We start from the raw sequence: 19681 nt of genomic DNA, 5'->3' as shown, positions 1-19681 counted from the left end.
CAATCTTTCACGAGGAATTTCCAGATGCGTCCTTTTGTTTTTAGCTGCGATGCCCATATCGTCGAGCCGCCCGATCTGTTCACCAAAGGCCTGCCAACCAATCTCCAGCACTGGGCCCCAAACGTCGAAATCGACGACAAACGTATGCGTTTGAACAAGCTTGGTAACAACACTATTTTTAAGATTCCAGTGGATTTTCATACCCACAAAGTCGGCGACTCTGATGATCTGGATGTCCGTCGCCTGGGCGCACGCGATCTCAAGTTGCGCTTCGCAGACATGGAGCGCGATGGCGTCGATGCAGAGCTGGTGTTCCCAAGTCTGGGGCTGCTGGTTTCCCGCATTCCCGATCGCGATGCCTCACGAGAATCTTGCCGTCTCTATAACGACTGGGCTTGGGATTACCTGGAAGGAATTCGCTCCAAACTGATACCGGCGGCGATCATTCCATTGGTCAATATCGAAGACGCTATCGAGGAACTCAAGCGCGTCATCGCTAAAGGTTACCGTGCGGTCATGATGCCACCCGCCGGGCTGGATTCCGCCCCTCGTTACAATGATCCGGCCTGGGATACGTTTTTTGCGCTATGCGCCGAGGCCAAGGTACCGATGGTGTTCCATACCGGCACCGGTAACGTCAATCTACGTGCCATTCGCGGTCCGGGCGCAGCCCTGTTCAACTATGCCAGGCAAATGAATGACGCCGTTGACGTGATCGCGGCTCTGGTCGGCGGCGGCATCCTGGATCGTAACCCTGACGCGCATATCCTGTTCGTCGAAGCTGGCGCCGGCTGGCTGCTGGGCCTGGCCGAACGGATGGATGAGGTTTATGAAGGACATGCACCTTCGATCTCTCCCAAACTCAGCCGAAAACCGAGTCAAATCGTACGCGACCAAGTGCATTGCTCTTTCCAGAATGACCTTGGTTGCCTGCTCACCATCAAAGGCCTGGGTATCGGCAACTTCCTGTTTGCCACTGACTATCCGCACAGCGAGGGCACCTTTCCTTATTCGCGTGAGCTGGTCGCAGGGATGTTTGAGCAAGTGCCTGAGTTGAGTCAGGAAGATCGTGCGGCATTGCTGGGGTTGAACGCCGCACGGATGTTCGGCATCACTCCCGAGCAAGTGGCTGAAGAAACCAAACGAGTCCTAAGCGTCTGATCCTGGCGCGGCAATTGCCACATGGCGTTGCCGCGCAGCTATTGCAATGATATATATGATTCAAGCCTTCCCAAAATAATAACGGTTTAACCCAAGAGGATCGAACCAATGAGCCAAGACGAGTCCATCGCCCTCTCAGCACTGCCCCTGAATGGCATGCGAGTTATCGAACTGGCCAATGGCAAAACCGATATGGCTGCTCGCGTGCTCGCCGACCTCGGCGCTCAGGTGATTTTGGTCGAGCCGCCCCAAGGTGACCCCTCTCGTACCAGCGAGCCGCTGCTCGATGATGCCAGCCTGTATTTCGTCACGCACCACGCCAACAAACAAAGCGTTGTCATTGATTTGCAAGACAATGCGGGGCGTGAAGCGTTCAAACGCCTGCTCCAACATGCTGATCTGCTGATCGATGGCAAGGGTCCTGGTGTACTGGATGCCCTGGGTCTTGGCTTCGACGCCCTGCGCGAGCACAAACCTGACTTGCTGCAATTGTCGATCAGCGATTTCGGTCTCACCGGCCCTTACCGCGATTATAAAGCCTCCCACGCCGTACACACCGCCATGGGCGGCGTTTTGTGCCGATCGGGTAAACCTGGACATTCGCCACTGTTGCCGCCGGGTAAACTGTGTTGGGAGTCTGCGGCCATCCAGGCAAGCTGGGTTGCGTTGCTGGGTCACTGGCAACGATTGCAGGCTGGCGTTGGCGATCATCTGGACTTTTCTATTCATGAGGCCATCGCACAGTTAATGGACCCTGGGCTGGGAGTGACCGGCAGTGCCGCTGCCGGTAAGTCTGCGCTGGATTCAACCCCCCATGGCCGTCCACCTGCTGTTCCCCTGTATCCAATCGTCGCTTGCCGGGATGGGTACATGCGTTTGTGCGTACTCAACCCGCGGCAATGGCAAGGAATGTGCGAATGGTTGGGCGAAGAGCACCCCTTCCGCGACCCAATGTTTTCCAACATTGCCAAGCGTATGCCCGTGGCTCATGAGATCAATGCATTGATTGGCAAGCTGTTCAGCCAATCAATGGCAGTCGAGTTGCTCGCCGAAGGTCAGCGCCGAGGTGTCCCATTAGCCATTGTCGCCACGCCGGCCCAAGTACTGCAGGATGAACACTTTGCCGTCCGCGATGCCTTCGATGACCTGCTGGTAGCACCTGGTCGGACCGGTCGTGTACCGTCGGGTTATCTGGAAATCGATGGCCAGCGCGCAGGTATCCGCAAACCCGCTCCAGCCTTGGGGGAACATGACGACACTGTCTGGAAAGCGCTGGCAGGCCATGTGTCAGGTACCCTTGCACGCAACTTTTCCTCAACCTTCAAGCGGCGTCCACTGGAAGGGATTCGAGTTCTCGATCTGGGTGTCATTATTGCGGGTGCCGAGGCTGGACGTCTGATGGCCGACCAAGGTGCAGAAGTCATCAAAGTCGAAAACCGCGCATTTCCTGACGGCGGCCGACAGTCAATGACCGGTGAACCTATCACTCCATCCATTGCACAGGGTCATCGCAACAAGCTCAGCATGGGCATTAACCTGCGTAGCGAAGCTGGTCGCTTGCTGTTCAAACAGTTGGTAGAAAAATCCGATGTGTTGCTCTCCAACTTCAAGCCGGGAACCCTTGAGTCTCTCAGCCTGGGTTATGACGTACTTAAAGAGGTCAACCCTCGTTTGGTCATGCTTGAAAGCAGCGCTATGGGCAACACTGGTCCGCAAAGTCGTACACTTGGATATGGGCCTCTGGTGCGCGCGAGCACCGGCCTCGCCTCACTGTGGCGAGCTCCCGAACTACCGGATTACTTCGCCGACGGCGTAACCACTTACCCGGACCACTTGGCGGCACGTGTTGGTGTCACTGGCGTACTCGCGTTGCTGATCCGCCGCGAACGCACAGGGTTGGGTGGCAACGTAAGTCTGTCACAGGCTGAAATTTTCCTTAATGCCAACGCCGAGCAGTTCCTCGAGGAATCGCTGCAACCCGGATCCTTCGTGGCCAAGGGCAACACCTCGAGGCACAACGCGCCAGAAGGCATCTATCCATGCAGTGGTGACGACCAATGGTGCGCGATATCCGTTACCAGCGACGCCGAATGGCAGCAGTTTCTCGCCGTCATCCAGCGCCGGGATTTGCTCGACGATAAAACGTTCGCGACACGCGACGGCCGACTCGCCAACCAGAAAACGCTGGATGCGCTGGTCACGGACTGGACGTTGAAATTTTCGCCACGCGAAGTGACCGAAAACCTTCAATCAGCGGGGCTCAGTGCAGGGTTTATGCAGCGCTTGAGTGAGTACCGCGAGGATCCTCAGTTCACCGCACGCGAATTCATCGCCAGCCTTGAACACCCGGGCTTGCCTGCGGCACTTCCAACCGAAAATCGAATAGTGCAATCGCTCCATATGCCTGCCCCGACGATTCGCCCCGCTCCGTATCAGGCCGAACATACACGCGAGCTCGCAACCCGATTGCTGGGCTTACGCCGCCAGGATATCGAAACGCTAATCGCCGACGGTCATCTCGAAGATATGGCGCCCCTGTCTGAGCCCGCCCTAAAGGCCTGAATCAAACTTATAAAAAAGGACTATTCGATGAGCCTTAACTCTGTCAGCGACCAGACTCCGATTGTGATTGGTGTGGGCCAAGTGTCGGAGCGCCTGGATGATGCCGACTATCACCAATGGTCGCCCACCGATCTGGCCGCCGAAGCGGCGAAGGCCGCCTGTGCTGATGCGCTGAGCGTCGAACAACTGGCCGGCAAGATCGACGCTATTTACGCCATTCGGACAGTCGCCGATTCCGCTCCCGCCCCGCTTCGCCCCCAGCGCGCGCCTTTCGGCAGTCCGAATAATGTGCCTGCTGCGGTCGCTGAACGAATCGGCGCACAGCCGCAGGTGGCTGTCTATTCACCGGCCTGCGGCGACGAACCTCAAAAACTGGTCGGTGAGATCTGCGAGCGTTTGTTCGCTGGTGAGTTTCGCATGGCGTTACTGTGTGGCGGTGAAGCTGCTTCTACCCAGCGTGCAGCACAAGCCAGCCAGCAAACTCTGAGCTGGGCTGAGGAGCATGGGCAACCGCTGGATGATCGCCACTGGAACGTCGGGGCCATGCGAACCAAGCACATGGCTGATCAAAACCTGATCATGCCGACCACGGTTTATCCGTTGCTTGAGCAAGCACGCCGTAAGCGCCTGGGTTTATCGCGAGACGCTTATGCCGCAAAAATGGGCGAGCTGATGGCTCCGTTTTCGCGAGTGGCGCAAAGCAATCCGCATGCATCCAGCAAAAAACCCTGGAGCGCCGAGGCTATCGCGAGTGTCGGTCCGGACAATCGCATGATCGCCGACCCTCACCCCATTTCGGTGGTAGCGCGCGACCAGGTCAATCTGGGTACCGCACTTTTGCTGACCACCGTAGGTACCGCGCGCGCCCTGGGTATTAGGGAAGATAAATGGGTCTACCTACATGGTTACAGTGCACTGGACGAGCGCCATGTACTTGAACGGCAAGACCTCGGTAGCTCGGCAGCCATGGCGCAAGCCTATGAGCAAGCATTGCAGGAAGCCGACGTTACGATTGATCAAATCCGTTACTTCGACATTTACAGCTGCTTCCCCATCGCAGTGTTCGCTGCACTGGATGCTTTGGGACTTGCCGCCGATGATCCACGTGGCCTGACCCTAACCGGTGGCCTTCCGTATTTTGGTGGTCCCGGCAACAACTACTCCAGCCATGCGTTAGTGGAATTGGTAGAGCGTTTGCGCGCCGACCCAGGCTCCATAGGTATGGTCGGTGCCAACGGAGGCTTTCTTTCGACCCACGCAGTAGGGGTCTACTCGACAATCCCTCGTGAGTGGCACAGTTGTGATAGCAGCCTGCGGCAGGCTCGTATCGATGCGCTGCCGGCGCCAGCGTTCACGCTCGATCCCAAAGGCTGGGGGCGCGTGGAAAGCTACACGGTACTGCATGACAAGAGCGGCCCGCAGGAAGTCATCGTCATTGGCCACTTGGAAAGCACCGGCGAGCGCTTCGTCGCCAATAGCATCAAAGGTGACGCCCAGACCTTATTCGCCTTCGTTGAAAACGATGGTCTTGAACAGCGCGTGTGCATGCGTTTGCACCAGGGAGTCAACCGTTTCGCTATCAGTCAGAAAGCTCTGGATGAAGGCGTTCCTGTTCCGTCAAATACGCTGCAATCCAGCTATGAGCATGTGGTGGTCGAACGTCGTGGACCGGTATTGGAGATCACCATCAATCGTCCTGACGTCAACAATGCGCTGATCCCGGAGGCCAATGACGAACTTGACCAGATCTTCAACGCCTACGAAGCCGACAACAGCTTGTGGGTGGCGATTATTACCGGAGCCGGACAAAAAGCATTCTGTACTGGCAATGACCTGAAGGCAGCCTCGACCGGTCGGCGCATGTGGATGCCACGCAATGGTTTCGCCGGTTTGACGGCGCGGCAGAATCGGGAAAAACCGGTGATCTGTGCGGTGAACGGTTACGCCATGGGTGGTGGTCTCGAAATTGCTCTGGCCTGTGACCTGGTAGTGGCCGACAGTGAAGCGCAATTTGCTCTGACTGAAGTACGTGTCGGCTTACTGGCAGGGGCGGGTGGACTGCAGCGTCTCACCCGTCAGATTCCTTACAAGCAAGCCATGGACATGATCCTGACTGGCCGCCGGGTGGGCGCCGAGGAAGCTCGAGGCCTGGGTTTCATCAACCGAATCGCTCCCGCCGGGCAGGCTCTTGAAGTAGCCCGTGAACTGGCCGACGTGCTGCTGGAAGCGTCACCTAACTCGATTCGCCTGAGTAAGCAATTGCTTAACGAGCAAGCGCGATTAGCCAGCGAGAACGACGCGGTGCGAGCGTCCTATAAAGCAATTGATCGGGTCGTAAACAGCGAAGACCGCATCGAAGGCACCATGGCCTTCGCGCAGAAACGCAAACCGCTGTGGAAAAACCGCTGAGATAACATTAAGGGGCAGGGATCAATATCCGTGCCCCTTAATGTTGTAGCGAGACCATAAACATTTCGCCCCCCTCTTCTCTTAGTATTCGCATTACACCCTCTGAACGATTACTGGGTACTCCCTCGAGCGCCACCTCACTGAAAAAGTAGCTCCCAACGCAAGCACGTCAGGAGCAAAAGCCGTTAAACCGGCATGCTGACGGTCTTCAGGCGAATGAACTCATCCAGTCCTGGTCGACCCCCTTCCTTGCCGTACCCCGATAAACCGATACCACCAAACGGCGCGCACGCAGGAATATTGCGTGTGCCATTGATGTGTACGTAGCCGGTTTTTAGCGCAGCTGCCAAACGATTAGCTCGGCCAAGATCATTTGTCTGGATATAGCCGCCCAAACCGTACCCGGTGGAGTTAGCCAATGTAATTGCTTCCGCCTCGTCCTTGAATCGCTGGATCACTACAACTGGACCAAATACTTCCTGCTGGGAAATTTCGCTGGCCGGGTCGACATCAGCAAACACTGTGGGACGCAGGTAGAAACCCGCTGCCAAATCGCCCCCTACCCGCTCACCGCCGCACACCAGACGACCTGCACCGCTACTGCGTGCACGTTCGACCATACCAAGAATTCGTGTACAGGCATCTTGATTAATCACCGGCCCAACAATGGTTTTCGGATCAAATGGGTCGCCAATAGGCAAATGCCTCGCCACTGCGGCGACCGCCTCGACCATCTGTTCGTAAACGCTGTCATGCACCAACAAACGGGTGGGCAACTCGCAACCTTGGCCGCTGAGCAATCCTACACTCCAGAACGCAGCCATTTGCGCTACTGCAGCAATGTCGGCATCCGGGAAGACTATGTTGGCGGACTTGCCACCCAACTCGAGGACCGCGGGTTTGAGTAGATCGGCACATTGGTGAAGAATTTTCCGCGCCGTAACCGGGCCACCGGTAAAAGTCACCTTTTGCACGTCGGGATGACCGATCAACGCCTGCGCCGCTTCAGTCGACCCTGGCAGAACATTGATTACACCGGGTGGAATTCCTGCCTGCAGCGCGAGCTTGGCAAACAAGTGCGAGACGAAAGGCGTTTGTTCGGCTGGTTTGATCACCACAGTATTGCCGGCAGCCAGGGCCGGAGCCACCTTCATGCCAAGGGAAATCAGTGGGCCGTTCCAGGTGATGATGATGCCGATCACCCCGTACGGTTCTGGGCGGGTGTAGATCAGCTCTTCAGCGGGAGGCATCGACACCACTTGGCCGTCGATTTTGTCTGCCCACCCCGCATAGTAACGAATCCACTCTTCACCGATCCGCGGGCCACCGGCACCGATGGTGATGGGCGTACCGGTCTCAATGGCGGATAGACGAATGAACTCTTCAGTGTTGGCCGAGATGAGGTCGGCAAGTCGGTTGAGCAACATCGCACGCTGAGCACCTGGCATTCGACGCCAGACCTCGAACGCTTGGCTAGCGCAGGCCACAGCCTGGTTAACCTCAGCCGGACCGGCCAATGGAATATCTGCTTGGTGCTCACCATTGGCTGGATTGATATGGGCGTAAACTCCACCACTGGCAGTGCGTAGCTCACGCTCGCCAATGATCAAACCTACCGGCGGCGCTGAACGATCATGGGACATTGTGTGAATCTCCTGTGAGAGGTGAAGGTGGCTTAGACGCGAATTTGCTGGCCATCATCGACAGCAATAATTTGCCCGCGGACATAGCTTGCGGCGTCAGACAGGAGGAACACGCCAACGCGGGCGATCATGTCTGGTGTTGCCACACGATCAGTTGGCCGGCCAAGTGCTTGGCCCCACTTGGCCATGTCATCGACACTCATAAGCGGCTGCATACCTTCGGTGGCAACCGTACCCGGGGCCACGGCGTTGACGCGAATATTGTCCTTAGCCAGCTCGCGAGAGAGGTTGATGGTCAGGCCGTTAACGCCCAATTTCGACAGCGAATACACACCAGTGGCCTGATAAGCACCAATCGATGACACGTTAACTATCGCGCCACCACCGCGTTTACGCATAGCCGGAACCACTGCCCGAGCCATCCACAATTGACCGTTGAGCATGACTTCCATGATTTGGCGGTACTTCTCGACCGGAATTTCGATCAGCGAAGGGAACGCTGCGGCCGACAGCAAGCCTGCGTTATTGATGAGAAAGTCCACGCCACCAAAGCGTTCTTCGGCAGCCTTGATGCAGGCCAAGCAAGAATCGAGGTCACCAACATCAGTGCGCACCGCAAGCAGTTGGTCTTTGAAGCCGAGGTCGTCCACAGCCTTTTGCGCGACATCCAAGTTGATGTCCGCGATCACAACGCATGCGCCCTGCTCCGCCAGCAGTCGCACATATTCACGACCCATACCTTGGGCGCCACCGGTAACCACTGCGACTTTATTATCGAAACTCATCTTGTTGTTCTCCTGGTTTTCGACCCGTTCAGCGTGAACGGCGTTGATAAAGGAACTCGCTTGACGCGGGGTTTAGCGCATTGCAAATCATCACTACTGCCGATTTATTTGGCATCTGGCGCGGTCGCTAATAAACCGCGATAGAGCCTTGCCATAGCAGCACCAGCCACCTTGGCGCTGGCCTTAGGGCATGCGAGATCGGAACTCAAAAACATTCCGAGCGACAGGCTGTAAAAAGTACGACTAAGGAGCTCAAGGTCATCCGGCAGCTGCTTTCCTGCGTGTTGAAATGACATAGAAAGTAATGCCTTGATACTCACATCGACAAAGCTCATGTATTCGCGATGTTTGCTGGCGAACTGTGAATCACGTCGTGCCTGTAGCTGCGCCTCCACAGCAAAAAGTGCCCAAGGCGTTTCCTCCATCAGCGCCTCAAATCGCTGCGCAACACTGGCCGCAAAGTCTTCTCGGTCTGCTGAATGGGCCGCGATCAACTCGCGCCAACGCTTGACCTCAAGCTCACTCATCTCCCGCATCAGCTCCAGCATCAGCTCGTGTTTGCTGGCGTAGTTCGCGTAGAACGAACCACGACTAAAACCCGCGGCTTCACAAATGCGATCTATGGATGCGCCGGCATAACCCGCACCAGCGAACTCATTAAGGGCTGCCTTCCGCAACTCCCCCTTGGTCCGCTCTCGGCTCTGCCCGCGGGTCAATCTCGTCACGGCCATGAGAACACACAATAATATATTTAATATTAATGATATACATGATTGTATTCAAATACAACAGTGGATCTGAAATCCATCCTTCCGGAGGAAATAGAGATGAATCTATTGTATGTATTGCTGCTATCTAGCTGAGCAGCTGCTAGCGCCAATTCTATGTTGGCTAGGCAGGCGAGAGCGTGTGGGCGGGGAAGAGGTTTCTGACCTATTTACAACAACTGGTCTGTCACGCGCATTTCTATGCCGACTTGCTGGCCTTCGCACAGAACCGCAAGCCGCTGTGGAAAAACCGCTGAGATACAATAAGGGGGCACGGATCTACATCCGTGCCCCCTTATTGTTAAAACTCTCGCGTCCCCTCTCCTATCAGCACATGGCTTGACAGCGAAGCAGTACCTGCTCGCGGCCAAACCATGGTTCTGTCCAGCTAGTCATCCGTTCGCGATAATGCCACCCAGCCGAGCGAGCAGCGCTGATTGACCGCCCAGAACCAGTTCGAGCTTCTTGGCGAGCAGGCAGTAACGAAACAACGGATAGTCTCGATCCACACCCGTACCACCGTGCACTTGTTGCACTGCATGGCTGACTCGGTGCAAGGCTTCGCAAGCGTAGACACTTGCCGCCAGTACCGCTTCGGTTGCCGATGCGAGGTCACTTGGATGGCTCAATCGGCTGACCGCTTGCTCCATCAACCCTCGCAGGCACTCGCTGTCGATGTGGCAATCAGCAAGAGCATGGGCAACGGCCTGGAACGTCGCGATCGGGCGGCCGAACTGTTCGCGCTCGGATGTGTATTCAGCGCCCATACGAGTCATTGCGCTGCAGACACCCACCGCCATCGCCGTAGTTGCTGCGAACAGATGCAATTGCGCATTTTCGATAAATGCCGGCGTCGACGCAGCGTCCACCAAAAGGTTGGCTGACACATCCTGGAGCGTAAGAGTAAAGACATACTCGCCAGTGGTCGTGGTTTGCTGTTGACGCTGGATTCCCGCTGATTGCAGGTCGAACAGAAACACGCCAACGCCATCGGTATAGCGCGCCAAAGTCCAGCACACACCTGGCCGGTCGGCCACTGCCACACGGTGCTTGCAACCAACCAAACGCCAGTGTCCGTCTACCAATTCCGCGCGGGTGCTGACGTCCAGTAGGTCAATCTGCCGGGTTTCCACGGTAGCGCTGGTGAATACAACCTCACCCGCCGCCAGCTTCGGCAACAACGCTTCGAGCACAGGTGCGTTGCCCAGTGCCTGCAACGGTAAAGCGCCACCCACCAGGACCTCCAATAGAGGCACCGGTGCCACCGCCTGTGCCGCTCGTTCAAGAAAAACACAGAGCGTTTCAAAATCCTCGCCTACTCCCCCTTGGGCTTCAGTGAGTTGTATGCCTAGCAAACCCGTCTCGGCCAGTTGGATCCAGAGCTCGGAATCATGATACCCAGCGTCGTCCACCGCTCGCAGACGAGGCTGAGTCGCCTGGTCTGTAAATAATCGCGTCGCCAGTTCCGTCAGCTGTTGCTGGGTGGCGCTCAGGGAAAAATCCATACAAATCTCCTAACGAGGCAGTTTCAGGCCGGCCTGCGCGATAATGTTCCGTTGAATTTCATTGGCGCCACCGCCAAAAGTCAGCACGCTGCCCTTGCGATACAATTTCTCCAGCAGGCCATGGGCAAGTACGTCCGAGCCTTCACGCAGCATGCCTTGCGAGCCGATGATTTCGCCCATCAGGCGGCCCAACTCGATATACACTTGCGACCCGTAAACCTTGGTTGACGACGCCTCGACCATCCCGCTGCCACCGTTATTCATCACCCATAGCGCCTTCAGGCACATCATTTTCAATCCTTCCAGCTTGACCTTGGCGAGCGCCAGGTTTCGCTGTACCCATGGCAATTGCAGCAGATGCTTGAAGTCTTCATGGGTCTTGAGCAGATTCAATGTCTGGTCGTAGAGCATGGCCACGTAACCGTAGTTGACCAGCGACAGGCGCTCTAGATTCAACTGCGCGGTGATCAGCGACCAACCGCCATTGAGTTCACCGACGCGATAGCTGTCGGGGACTCGTATGTCCTGATAGTAGGTCGCCGTTGTATCAACACCCAAGGTATGGATAGTTGTGCAGGAATACCCGGGAGTATTGGTGGGTACCAGGAAGATCGTAATGCCTTTGTGGCGCTTGGCCGGATCAGGGTCGGTCCGTGCCGCCAACCAGATGTACTGGCTGAAAGAGGCGCAACTGGTCCAGATTTTCTGCCCATTGATGACCCAATCATCGCCATCGCGTACCGCTCGGGTACGCAGATTGGCCAGATCGCTGCCCGCTCCAGGTTCCGAGTAGCCGATGGCCAGATAGGCGGAACCCGACAGGATTTCACCCACGACCTTATCGCGTACTTCGCCTTGGGCATATCGAGCAACCATGGGGCCAATGGAATTCGCCGAGAGTGCCGGCCAGGGGAAGCCAACCCGCTTGGACTCTTCTACCAAAATGTACTGTTCGACCGGATCGGCGCCCTCGCCACCCAGCTCCTTCGGCCAGGACATCTTGATCCAGCCGTCGCGGCCGAGTTGCTCAAGCTTTTGCCAGTAGATCGGGCCACCACCATGACCCCAGAGAGGGTCTCTGAGTTCGGCTTCAAAATCGGCCGTCATCATTTGCTCTGCCATATAGGCTCGCACACGGTCGCGAAAGCGCAGGTGCTGATCGCTGAGATCCGTAATCATCCTATTGTTCTCTTGTTATGGACATTGATACGACACTATCGATAATGCGAGGCTTGTTATGAAGGACAAAAAACGACTTTTTGCATCACCGATATTTGAATGCGAACCCCATGGCTGAAAACTTGAATGAATCATGGTCGCTACGCGGTAATTATCGCTACGCCACCAACCAGTTACTGATGGGTGCCCGCCGTCACCAGATGCCCCTGGAGCCGATCTGGGAGGCCGCCGGGTTGCAGGAATACGCATCCAGTAAAGCCCCAATCAAGGCGCATCAGTTTGCCAGGCTGTTAAGGGCTACCACTGAGGTACTCGACGACGAGCTGTATGGCCTCACGCTGCACCGCGCCAAGCGTGGAACCTGCGCGATGATGGTCGATCTGGCACTGGGTTGCAGCACGCTGGGGGCGGCCATGGAGCAAGTCGCAAACTTCTTCAGGATCGTTACGGATGACCTCGAGGTGCGCTGCAGTCTCTCGGACGAACAGATTGAGTTGAGCATCATATTGAATAACCCTGAGTTGGATCCGATGGGATTTCTCTGCGACTACTGGTTGTTGTACCTGCATCGTTTTTTCAGCTGGAGCATCGATGCCTTGCTGCCTGTGCGGCAACTGTCTTCCACCCGGTCGGATGCCCCCGAGGCTAACCGTCTGCTGCACTACATACGCAGAGATTGGCTCACGGGGCAGACATCCAACACATTGACACTCAACGCCAGGTATTGGACAACGCCGATCAGTCGTACGCGCGCCGAATGGCTTGCCAATGTTGACCGCCTGATGGGGCAAGGCATTCTCGGCTGGCCCGATGCCAAGGAAAACTGTTCAAACCAGGTTCGCGCCCTGCTGGCCGAAGCACTCAAACTACGGATGGGCCTGCCTCGCCTGCAAGCCATTGCTAGCCAACTGTGCCTGAGCGCACAAACCTTGCACCGGAACCTGCAGCAGGAAGGCACCAGCTTCCAGCGGATCCTCGATGACCTGCGCCGCGATCAGGCCATTGAACTGCTGGCGAATCAGCATCTAAGCATCGCTGATGCTGCTGAGCAGTTGGGCTTTTCGGAGACCCGATCTTTCAGCCGTGCGTTCAAGCAATGGACGGGAATCAACCCTTCGGTGTTACGGCGCGAAGGCAACAGCTGATCCAGTGCGGGCACGACCTACGGGCTGACTCAGACAGTGCAATCGTTTTCTTCAAACACGAAAGGCACCGATCAGTTCCTTGAGTTGGCCGACCAGCAGGGAAAGCTCGCGACTCGCCTGTTCGGTTTGGCAGGCACCGCCAGCCGTACGATCACCGGCCTGGTTGATCTGCACGATATTGCGGTCAATGTCTTGAGTCACTGCCGTTTGCTCCAGCGCGGCCGCAGCAATCTGCTGGTTCTGGTCAACGATTGTGCCCACTGCGTTGAAGATGTTTTCCAAAGCCTGCCGTACCAGCGTTGACTGATTAGCCGTACTGCTGGCCATTACGTGACTGGCGTTCATCACTTTCACCGCGGCACTTACGCCACTCTGCAGTTTGCCGATCGTTTTTTCGATTTCTTCGGTGGACACTTGTGTGCGCTTAGCCAGATTGCGCACCTCGTCGGCAACCACGGCAAACCCTCGCCCCTGCTCCCCGGCCCGGGCCGCCTCAATGGCGGCGTTGAGCGCCAGCAGATTAGTTTGTTCAGCGATAGACTTGATCACGTCAAGGACCTGACTGATGGTGCTGCTATCACTGGCCAGTTGATTGATCACAACAACCGACTGGTCAATCTCGCCGGCCAGCTGTTGAATGCTGTCCACCTGGGACTCTACCAGCGTACGGCCAGAAACCACCTCTTTACTCACCTCGTGCGCGCTGTCCACTGCAGCAGTCGCATTGCGCGCAACTTCTTGCGCGGTAGCAGACAGCTCATTCATCGCTGTTGCGATCTGCTCAATCTGCTGGCGCTGATCGGAGATGGCCTGACTGCTCTCATTGGAAACCAACTCGACACGATCAGCCTGTCCTTTTACTTTGACGACCGTCTGTCCTACTCGCTGAATCAATTGGTTAATCTTGCCAATTGTCCCATTAATAACCTTCCCCAGCTCTCCCAGCTCGTCCTGACTTTGAATCCTTACATTAGCCGTCATGTCGCCGGCAGCGACATCGTCCATGACTAGGCTGAAGCTTTTCAACGTGCTACACATCGCCACGTAAAAGCCGCCGTAAAGATAGCCAATGAAAACAAATACCAGCAGCAAGGCGCTTATTAACAGGATCATTCGCTGCTGATCGTCGACCAGTCGCTGCTGAAGCTCCCCATCCATATAGGACAGGACTGCATCGCTGAACTGCCAGGTTTTCTCAATTTCGGCGCTCAGTGAATCATAAAATTTTGGCCACGCCGCGTTGTCGACTGAGTCCTTCAACAGTTCGCTATCCAATAAACCTCCACCGACGGTCAGTGAATCGCGACTTGCATCGGCCTTCGCCTGCAACGCAGATTGGGCCTTGGTATTACCAACCAGCGCACCTGCGATCTGTTGCCCATATTCAGCCTGCAGCTTTTCCAGTTGCTGTAATGCCCCTTCCACTTTGGTAATGGTGCCCGAACTCCTGGAACCGCTGGCCAGCAAATACGCACCTAGCGAACGGACATCCCCTAATCCAATAGTGACGTCGTCAGCATTGTCCACAATAAGGTTGATCAACTTTCGTTCATTGGGGTTGGGATCCAGGGATAGCCCGGTTCCGGATACCACCGACATCACCAGGATCTGGACATTCGCCAGCTGCTGCTTGATCTCGTGCTGCTGCTTGGCTTGAGACGTATCTGCATGCGCAGCACGCAACCATTCCACCACCGCGTCACGTTTGGCGCTGATGTCTTCGACTTGGGCGCTGGTCAACGCTATGGCCTTCAGTTTCTGCAGGCTCTCAATCAGACCCGACGTTTGACGAGCAATGCGATTGTTCAAGTCGTCACTTTGATTGGCTAAGCCAACCTGCGCCTGAAACCGAATTAGATTCTCCAGACTCTGCATGTCGTAACGAATTTCCAGCGTCCCTTTAAGAAGCTCCAGTCCGGCCAATTCTGTCCGGGTTCCGACGAACTGGGCGTAGGCATCACGAATCAAATAGGAATTGGTTGCCAGCATGGGCAAAAAAAACAAGATGCTGATCAGACTGAATTTCATGCCGAAACTCAGGCGATTCAAAAGCGAAATAGCGGGAGATAGGAAAGTTTTCACGGAACGCCTCTAATTATTATGGTTGTTGCCGCAGGCCGTGCTCGTTCTTGTTGACCTTGTGTGGGGTACGCCGTAGCGCTGACTTTTGGCAACGCTTAGCCAGTTAACTCGAGACAAAATCATCCGCATCATACATATGATTTATTCGGATACCCAGTATCTTTATCTGTCAGATCTTTTTTGGCTCGGCGAAAGCGAGCGTAGAAAAATCGACTCTGAAAAATAGGTAGCCTGCATCTGATAAGCCAAACTATCATGAGCATGCTTATGTATTTTTCGGGGATTTCAATGACTACCCAACAGACGATCGGTTTTGTCTTGCACGACGTAGCGCGATTAATGCGCAAGCGTTTCGAACAGCGTGCTCGGCAGGCAGGACTCACGCGTTCTCAGTGGCAGGTGCTGTCCAAGCTGTCGCACAACGAAGGTATTCATCAAAAAGGCCTGGCCGACCTGCTGGAAATCGAGTCCATCACCTTGGTGCGATTGCTCGACAAAATGCAGGAGCGCGGCCTGATCGAACGTCGACCACACCCAACCGATCGGCGTATGAGCCTGCTGTTTCTGACTGAAGCGGCACACCCGCTGTTGCAGCTGATGCGTCAACTCGGCGAAAAAACGCGCCATGAAACCATGTCCGATTTTTCCGAACAGGAGCACCAGCTGCTGCAGCAGTTCCTGGCCCGTATGCGCGAGAACCTGATCGATGCTTGCGCACGACCGGTTGAAGATGAGGAGCCCGGAAATGACCACTAATGCCACCAAGCTGCAAGCAATTCAGGCTGAACAGTCACCCACTACGCCCCCCGGCTTGCAACAGCAGACACCGGAGGTTAGTACTGAATCCGCCCAGCACAGCGCCCTACCACCGTCACGCCAGAGAGTTCGCCTTGGACTGTTTCTGCTGCTGCCGGTAGTGCTCGCTGGCTGTGCCTGGCTGTATGTCACCGGAGGCCAAATCATTAGTACCGACAATGCTTATATCCAAGCGGATCGCGTGGGCGTTTCCACCGACGTCGCTGGCATCGTCGAGTCGGTTGAGGTGGCTGACAACCAGAGCGTGACCAAAGGTCAGGTGTTGTTCCGCTTGCGCCCTGAGCCTTTCGAAATTGCGCTGCAGAGCGCTAGAGCACAATTGGCTGATGTGCAAAACCAGATAATGAATCTCAAGGCCAGCTATGCCCAAGCTCAGGCAGAAATCGCCCAGGCTCAGGCGGAAATTCCTTACTATCAAAAAAACCTGGCACGCCTGGAGCAACTGGTCAGTGTCTCCGCAGTGTCGAAGACGCTCTACGACGACGCCCGTCACAACCTGGAGACCACACAACAAAAAGTCGCAGTGGCCAAGGCTCAGGCCCAGACCATACTGGCCCAGCTCGGTGGACGCATCGATTCGCCGCTGGAGCGGCAACCGACCTACCTGCAGGCCCAGGCACGGGTTGATGAGGCCACGCGCAACCTAAAGAATTCGACAGTGACAGCTCCATTCGATGGAATAGTCACCAATGTCGATTCACTGTCTCCCGGAGCCTACCTGCAACCGCCACAATCGGGGTTCAGCCTGGTTGCGAGCGATCGCTTGTGGGTCACGGCATCGCCCAAAGAAACCGAGCTGACCCATATGCAGGAAGGCCAACCGGTGAACATCACGGTGGACAGCTATCCGGGTGTCATCTGGCATGGTCGAGTCGAAAGCATCAGCCCCGCCTCCGGATCGAGCTTCGCCCTCTTACCGGCGCAGAACACTACGGGCAACTGGGTGAAAGTGGTGCAGCGCATCCCCGTGCGTATTCGTATCGACGATACGGCCGGCAAACCACCCTTGCGCCATGGCATGAGCGTCGAGGCCGATATCGATACCGGTCGTGCCCGCGGCCTGCCGGAATTCATCGCCAATGCCTTGGCCAGTAAGAGCACGATCCATGAGTGACAGCGGCACCGCCATGGCGCCTTCCACACAACGGACGATGATCACTGTCTGTGTTGTCCTTGCAGTTATTATGCAAGCGCTGGACACCACCATCGCCAATGTCGCGTTGCCCTATATGCAAGGCAGTGTCTCGGCCAGTGCCGATCAGATCAACTGGGTGCTGACTTCTTATATCGTCGCCGCTGCAATCATGACCCCGCCCTCCGCTTTCCTCGCTCGACGCTTTGGGCGCAAGACCGTGCTGCTATGGGCCATCATCGGTTTTGTCCTGGCGTCGATACTTTGTGGTATCGCCCAGTCCCTGGGGGAAATCATCGCTTTTCGGCTGCTGCAGGGGCTCGCCGGTGCTGCCTTGGTGCCTCTGTCCCAAGGCATCTTGCTGGATATCTATTCGCTCAAAGAGCGCGGCTCCGCCATGGCGCTGTTCGGTGTATCGGTCATGGTCGGACCGGTACTGGGGCCAATGTTGGGCGGCTGGCTCACCGAAAATCTCAGCTGGCGCTGGGTGTTTTTCATCAATTTGCCCATCGGCCTCCTGGCTCTGGCAGGGATTCTGCGCTATGTCGTCGACACCCCGGCAGACAAGGGATCGCGTCTGGACTGGCTAGGCTTCGGCTCACTCAGCGTTGCGATCATGGCCACGCAGTTGTTCCTCGACCGGGGCGAACAACTGGGCTGGTTTTCCTCCATGGAGATCGTGCTCGAAGCCGTGATAGCGCTGTCGGCCTCGTATATTTTTCTGGTCCACACCGTCACTGCCAAAGATCCCTTTATAAGCCTCGCGCTGTTCAAGGATCGGAACTTCAGCCTGAGCGTGGTGTTCATTTTCATCATCGGTATCACCTACCTGGCCTCGCTGGCGCTGATGACGCCTTACCTGCAAAACCTGATGGGTTATCCGGTACTCAAGGCTGGCATGGCCATGGGCCCGCGTGGCCTGGGCACGATGGCAACGATGTACCTTGCCGGGCGACTGATAAGTAAGGTCGACAGTCGTTGGCTGCTGTTCTGGGGGCTGGCATTGTCCGCAGGCTCCATGTGGCTGATGACAGGCTGGACACCTCAGGTGTCGATGCAAACCATCATCTATGTCGGCTTCATTCAAGGTGCCAGCCTGGGCCTGCTATTCGTGCCCTTGTCGACCATTGCCTTCGCCACCCTTCCCGCCTCGCTTCGAGCCGACGGCACAGGGCTTTATAGCCTGTCGCGCAACGTCGGCTCCAGCGTAGGGATCTCCATCGTCACCGTGCTATTGGTGCAAAACACCCAAGTCAATCATGAGCAAATCGGCGCGCATATCACAGGATTCAATCGTCTGCTTCATGCCTGGCCACTCAACAGTGTCCTCGATCCTATGACGGTGAGTGGCCGGGCAATGCTCGACGGCATGATTAGCACACAAGCTCTCTGGATCGCCTATCTCGACGACTTCAAACTGCTGATGCTGCTTTCTCTGGCAGTCATGCCGCTGCTGTTGGTCATCAAACCACCGACAGTGATCGCTCGTGATGATCATGGGCCTGTACTGGAATAGATAATCATACATATGATATACATGTAACCAGTTTGAAATTGCCTACGGATCGACCCCGCGAGGATCGCTCAATTCTGGATCGCCACCATGCACCGAGCCTCTACACAAGCGCCTGCACCTCATGATCTCGCTGAGTATCCACATGTGCCGACAATGGAAGATCGGAGAACCGCGCCTTCTTTTGGAACCCAGGTCCGCTACCAGCAAATTCGTGATGCCGCTTTGCACCTATTCGTCACAGAGGGTTACGGCAATGTCAGTTTGCGCCAACTGGCGGCGCCGCTTGGCCTTAGTGCAGGTTCCCTCTACAACCATCTGGACAGTAAACAGTCGCTGCTTTTTGAATTGATTGACGATCACCTGCACAACCTCCTGGACAGCGTCGAAGTTGAGGTGAGAAAGGCCGGTGACGTGTTGGAGCAGCTTAGAACTTTCATCCGCGTCCATATCAAGATCCACATTCAGCACCAAGCATTATCACTGTTGAGCAATCTAGAGTTGCGCAGCCTCGACGCCGCATCAAGGGCAGAGATCAAGGTGCTGCTAAAGCGCTACCGCAATTGTTTAAGCACCATCATCAGCAGGGGCATGCATAGCGGGATATTTCGTCCGCAGCACTTGCCGACTGCCATCCAAACGGTGCTTGCCATGCTTTCCAGCGTGGCGTTCTGGTTCGACGAAACCCTTCAGTTGGACACTTCGGAGCTGACGGCCCAACTCACTGCCATGGTGATGGGTGCGCTATGTGCTTAGGCCCCTCGCGCGTGACATACACAATTGACGTTCCACTCCTATTACACACACAAAAATCGGAGATCCTGCAGTGCTCGACGCCTACAACCATCACGTGAAACACCGCGCCGATGAAGGGCTTCCGCCCTTGGCGCTTAACGCCGAACAAACTGCAGGCCTGGTCGAGCTGCTGAAAAATCCCCCGGCTGGCGAAGAAGCTTTCCTCGTTGACCTGATCACCAATCGC

General features: G+C 56.0%; 15 protein-coding genes and 1 pseudogene. 9 read left to right on the top strand and 7 right to left on the bottom strand.

The genetic code is table 11. The features are described 5' to 3' along the window. The first annotated feature begins 24 nt into the window (after positions 1–24). From ACIPL2_RS20855 to ACIPL2_RS20845, 3 genes are all read left to right on the top strand, one after another. On the top strand, positions 25–1161 hold the full coding sequence (locus ACIPL2_RS20855; RefSeq protein ID WP_401359117.1) for an amidohydrolase family protein: 1137 nt from the start codon (positions 25–27) through the stop codon (positions 1159–1161). A 108-nt stretch (positions 1162–1269) separates the two neighbouring features. Next, positions 1270–3723, top strand: coding sequence for a CaiB/BaiF CoA transferase family protein (locus ACIPL2_RS20850; RefSeq protein WP_401359115.1), 2454 nt, complete (start codon positions 1270–1272; stop codon positions 3721–3723). 81 nt (positions 3724–3804) lie between these two features. Next, positions 3805–6132 (top strand): enoyl-CoA hydratase-related protein, encoded by a 2328-nt coding sequence (locus tag ACIPL2_RS20845; protein WP_401359112.1) that lies wholly within the window; start codon positions 3805–3807, stop codon positions 6130–6132. 185 nt (positions 6133–6317) lie between these two features. On the opposite strand, the gene ACIPL2_RS20840 is transcribed toward ACIPL2_RS20845, so the two are convergent. The 5 genes from ACIPL2_RS20840 to ACIPL2_RS20820 form a co-directional block, all read right to left on the bottom strand. Next, on the bottom strand, positions 6318–7775 hold the full coding sequence (locus tag ACIPL2_RS20840; RefSeq protein WP_401359110.1) for an aldehyde dehydrogenase family protein: 1458 nt from the start codon (positions 7773–7775) through the stop codon (positions 6318–6320). Between the two features lie 32 nt (positions 7776–7807). Beyond that, positions 7808–8560, bottom strand: a complete 753-nt coding sequence (locus ACIPL2_RS20835; protein WP_401359107.1) for an SDR family NAD(P)-dependent oxidoreductase — start codon at positions 8558–8560, stop codon at positions 7808–7810. Positions 8561–8664: 104 nt separating this feature from the next. Next, complete coding sequence (locus ACIPL2_RS20830) at positions 8665–9291, bottom strand: TetR/AcrR family transcriptional regulator (protein WP_401359104.1); 627 nt, start codon at positions 9289–9291, stop codon at positions 8665–8667. A gap of 428 nt (positions 9292–9719) precedes the next feature. Beyond that, positions 9720–10832: an acyl-CoA dehydrogenase family protein gene (locus tag ACIPL2_RS20825; protein ID WP_401359101.1), complete on the bottom strand. Its 1113-nt coding sequence runs from the start codon at positions 10830–10832 to the stop codon at positions 9720–9722. Between the two features lie 9 nt (positions 10833–10841). Then, a complete protein-coding gene (locus ACIPL2_RS20820; protein WP_401359098.1) occupies positions 10842–12011 on the bottom strand; it encodes an acyl-CoA dehydrogenase family protein in 1170 nt (389 codons plus the stop codon). Positions 12012–12121: 110 nt separating this feature from the next. Between ACIPL2_RS20820 and ACIPL2_RS20815 the strand changes: the two genes are divergently transcribed. Continuing rightward, positions 12122–13156 carry a helix-turn-helix domain-containing protein gene (locus tag ACIPL2_RS20815; RefSeq protein WP_401359095.1) on the top strand — a complete coding sequence of 345 codons (1035 nt, stop codon included), beginning with the start codon at positions 12122–12124 and terminating at the stop codon, positions 13154–13156. 51 nt (positions 13157–13207) lie between these two features. Here ACIPL2_RS20815 and ACIPL2_RS20810 read toward each other — a convergent pair whose 3' ends face one another. Both ACIPL2_RS20810 and ACIPL2_RS20805 read right to left on the bottom strand, forming a co-directional pair. Beyond that, complete coding sequence (locus tag ACIPL2_RS20810) at positions 13208–13921, bottom strand: methyl-accepting chemotaxis protein (RefSeq protein ID WP_401359379.1); 714 nt, start codon at positions 13919–13921, stop codon at positions 13208–13210. A 147-nt stretch (positions 13922–14068) separates the two neighbouring features. Beyond that, positions 14069–14194, bottom strand: a pseudogene (locus ACIPL2_RS20805) (HAMP domain-containing protein); the annotation flags it as partial. Between the two features lie 1332 nt (positions 14195–15526). Between ACIPL2_RS20805 and ACIPL2_RS20800 the strand changes: the two are divergent. From ACIPL2_RS20800 to ACIPL2_RS20780, 5 genes are all read left to right on the top strand, one after another. After that, positions 15527–15994: a MarR family winged helix-turn-helix transcriptional regulator gene (locus ACIPL2_RS20800; RefSeq protein ID WP_401359093.1), complete on the top strand. Its 468-nt coding sequence runs from the start codon at positions 15527–15529 to the stop codon at positions 15992–15994. Beyond that, the gene (locus tag ACIPL2_RS20795) at positions 15984–17168 is read left to right on the top strand and encodes an HlyD family secretion protein (RefSeq protein WP_401359091.1); all 1185 of its coding nucleotides are present in this window, start codon (positions 15984–15986) and stop codon (positions 17166–17168) included. Before ACIPL2_RS20800 ends, ACIPL2_RS20795 begins: the two co-directional genes overlap by 11 nt. Continuing rightward, positions 17161–18702: a DHA2 family efflux MFS transporter permease subunit gene (locus tag ACIPL2_RS20790; protein WP_401359089.1), complete on the top strand. Its 1542-nt coding sequence runs from the start codon at positions 17161–17163 to the stop codon at positions 18700–18702. The genes ACIPL2_RS20795 and ACIPL2_RS20790 overlap by 8 nt, the downstream gene beginning before the upstream one ends. An 87-nt stretch (positions 18703–18789) precedes the next feature. Continuing rightward, positions 18790–19455, top strand: coding sequence for a TetR/AcrR family transcriptional regulator (locus ACIPL2_RS20785; RefSeq protein WP_401359086.1), 666 nt, complete (start codon positions 18790–18792; stop codon positions 19453–19455). 70 nt (positions 19456–19525) lie between these two features. Further along, positions 19526–19681: hypothetical protein (locus tag ACIPL2_RS20780; protein ID WP_401359376.1), on the top strand; the 156-nt coding region annotated here is incomplete at its 3' end.

This window comes from Pseudomonas sp. NPDC086251, assembly GCF_044746405.1.
GTDB lineage: Bacteria > Pseudomonadota > Gammaproteobacteria > Pseudomonadales > Pseudomonadaceae > Aquipseudomonas.
Note: the sequence above shows the minus strand (reverse complement) of the source record. Positions and strands in the feature narration are given on the sequence as shown.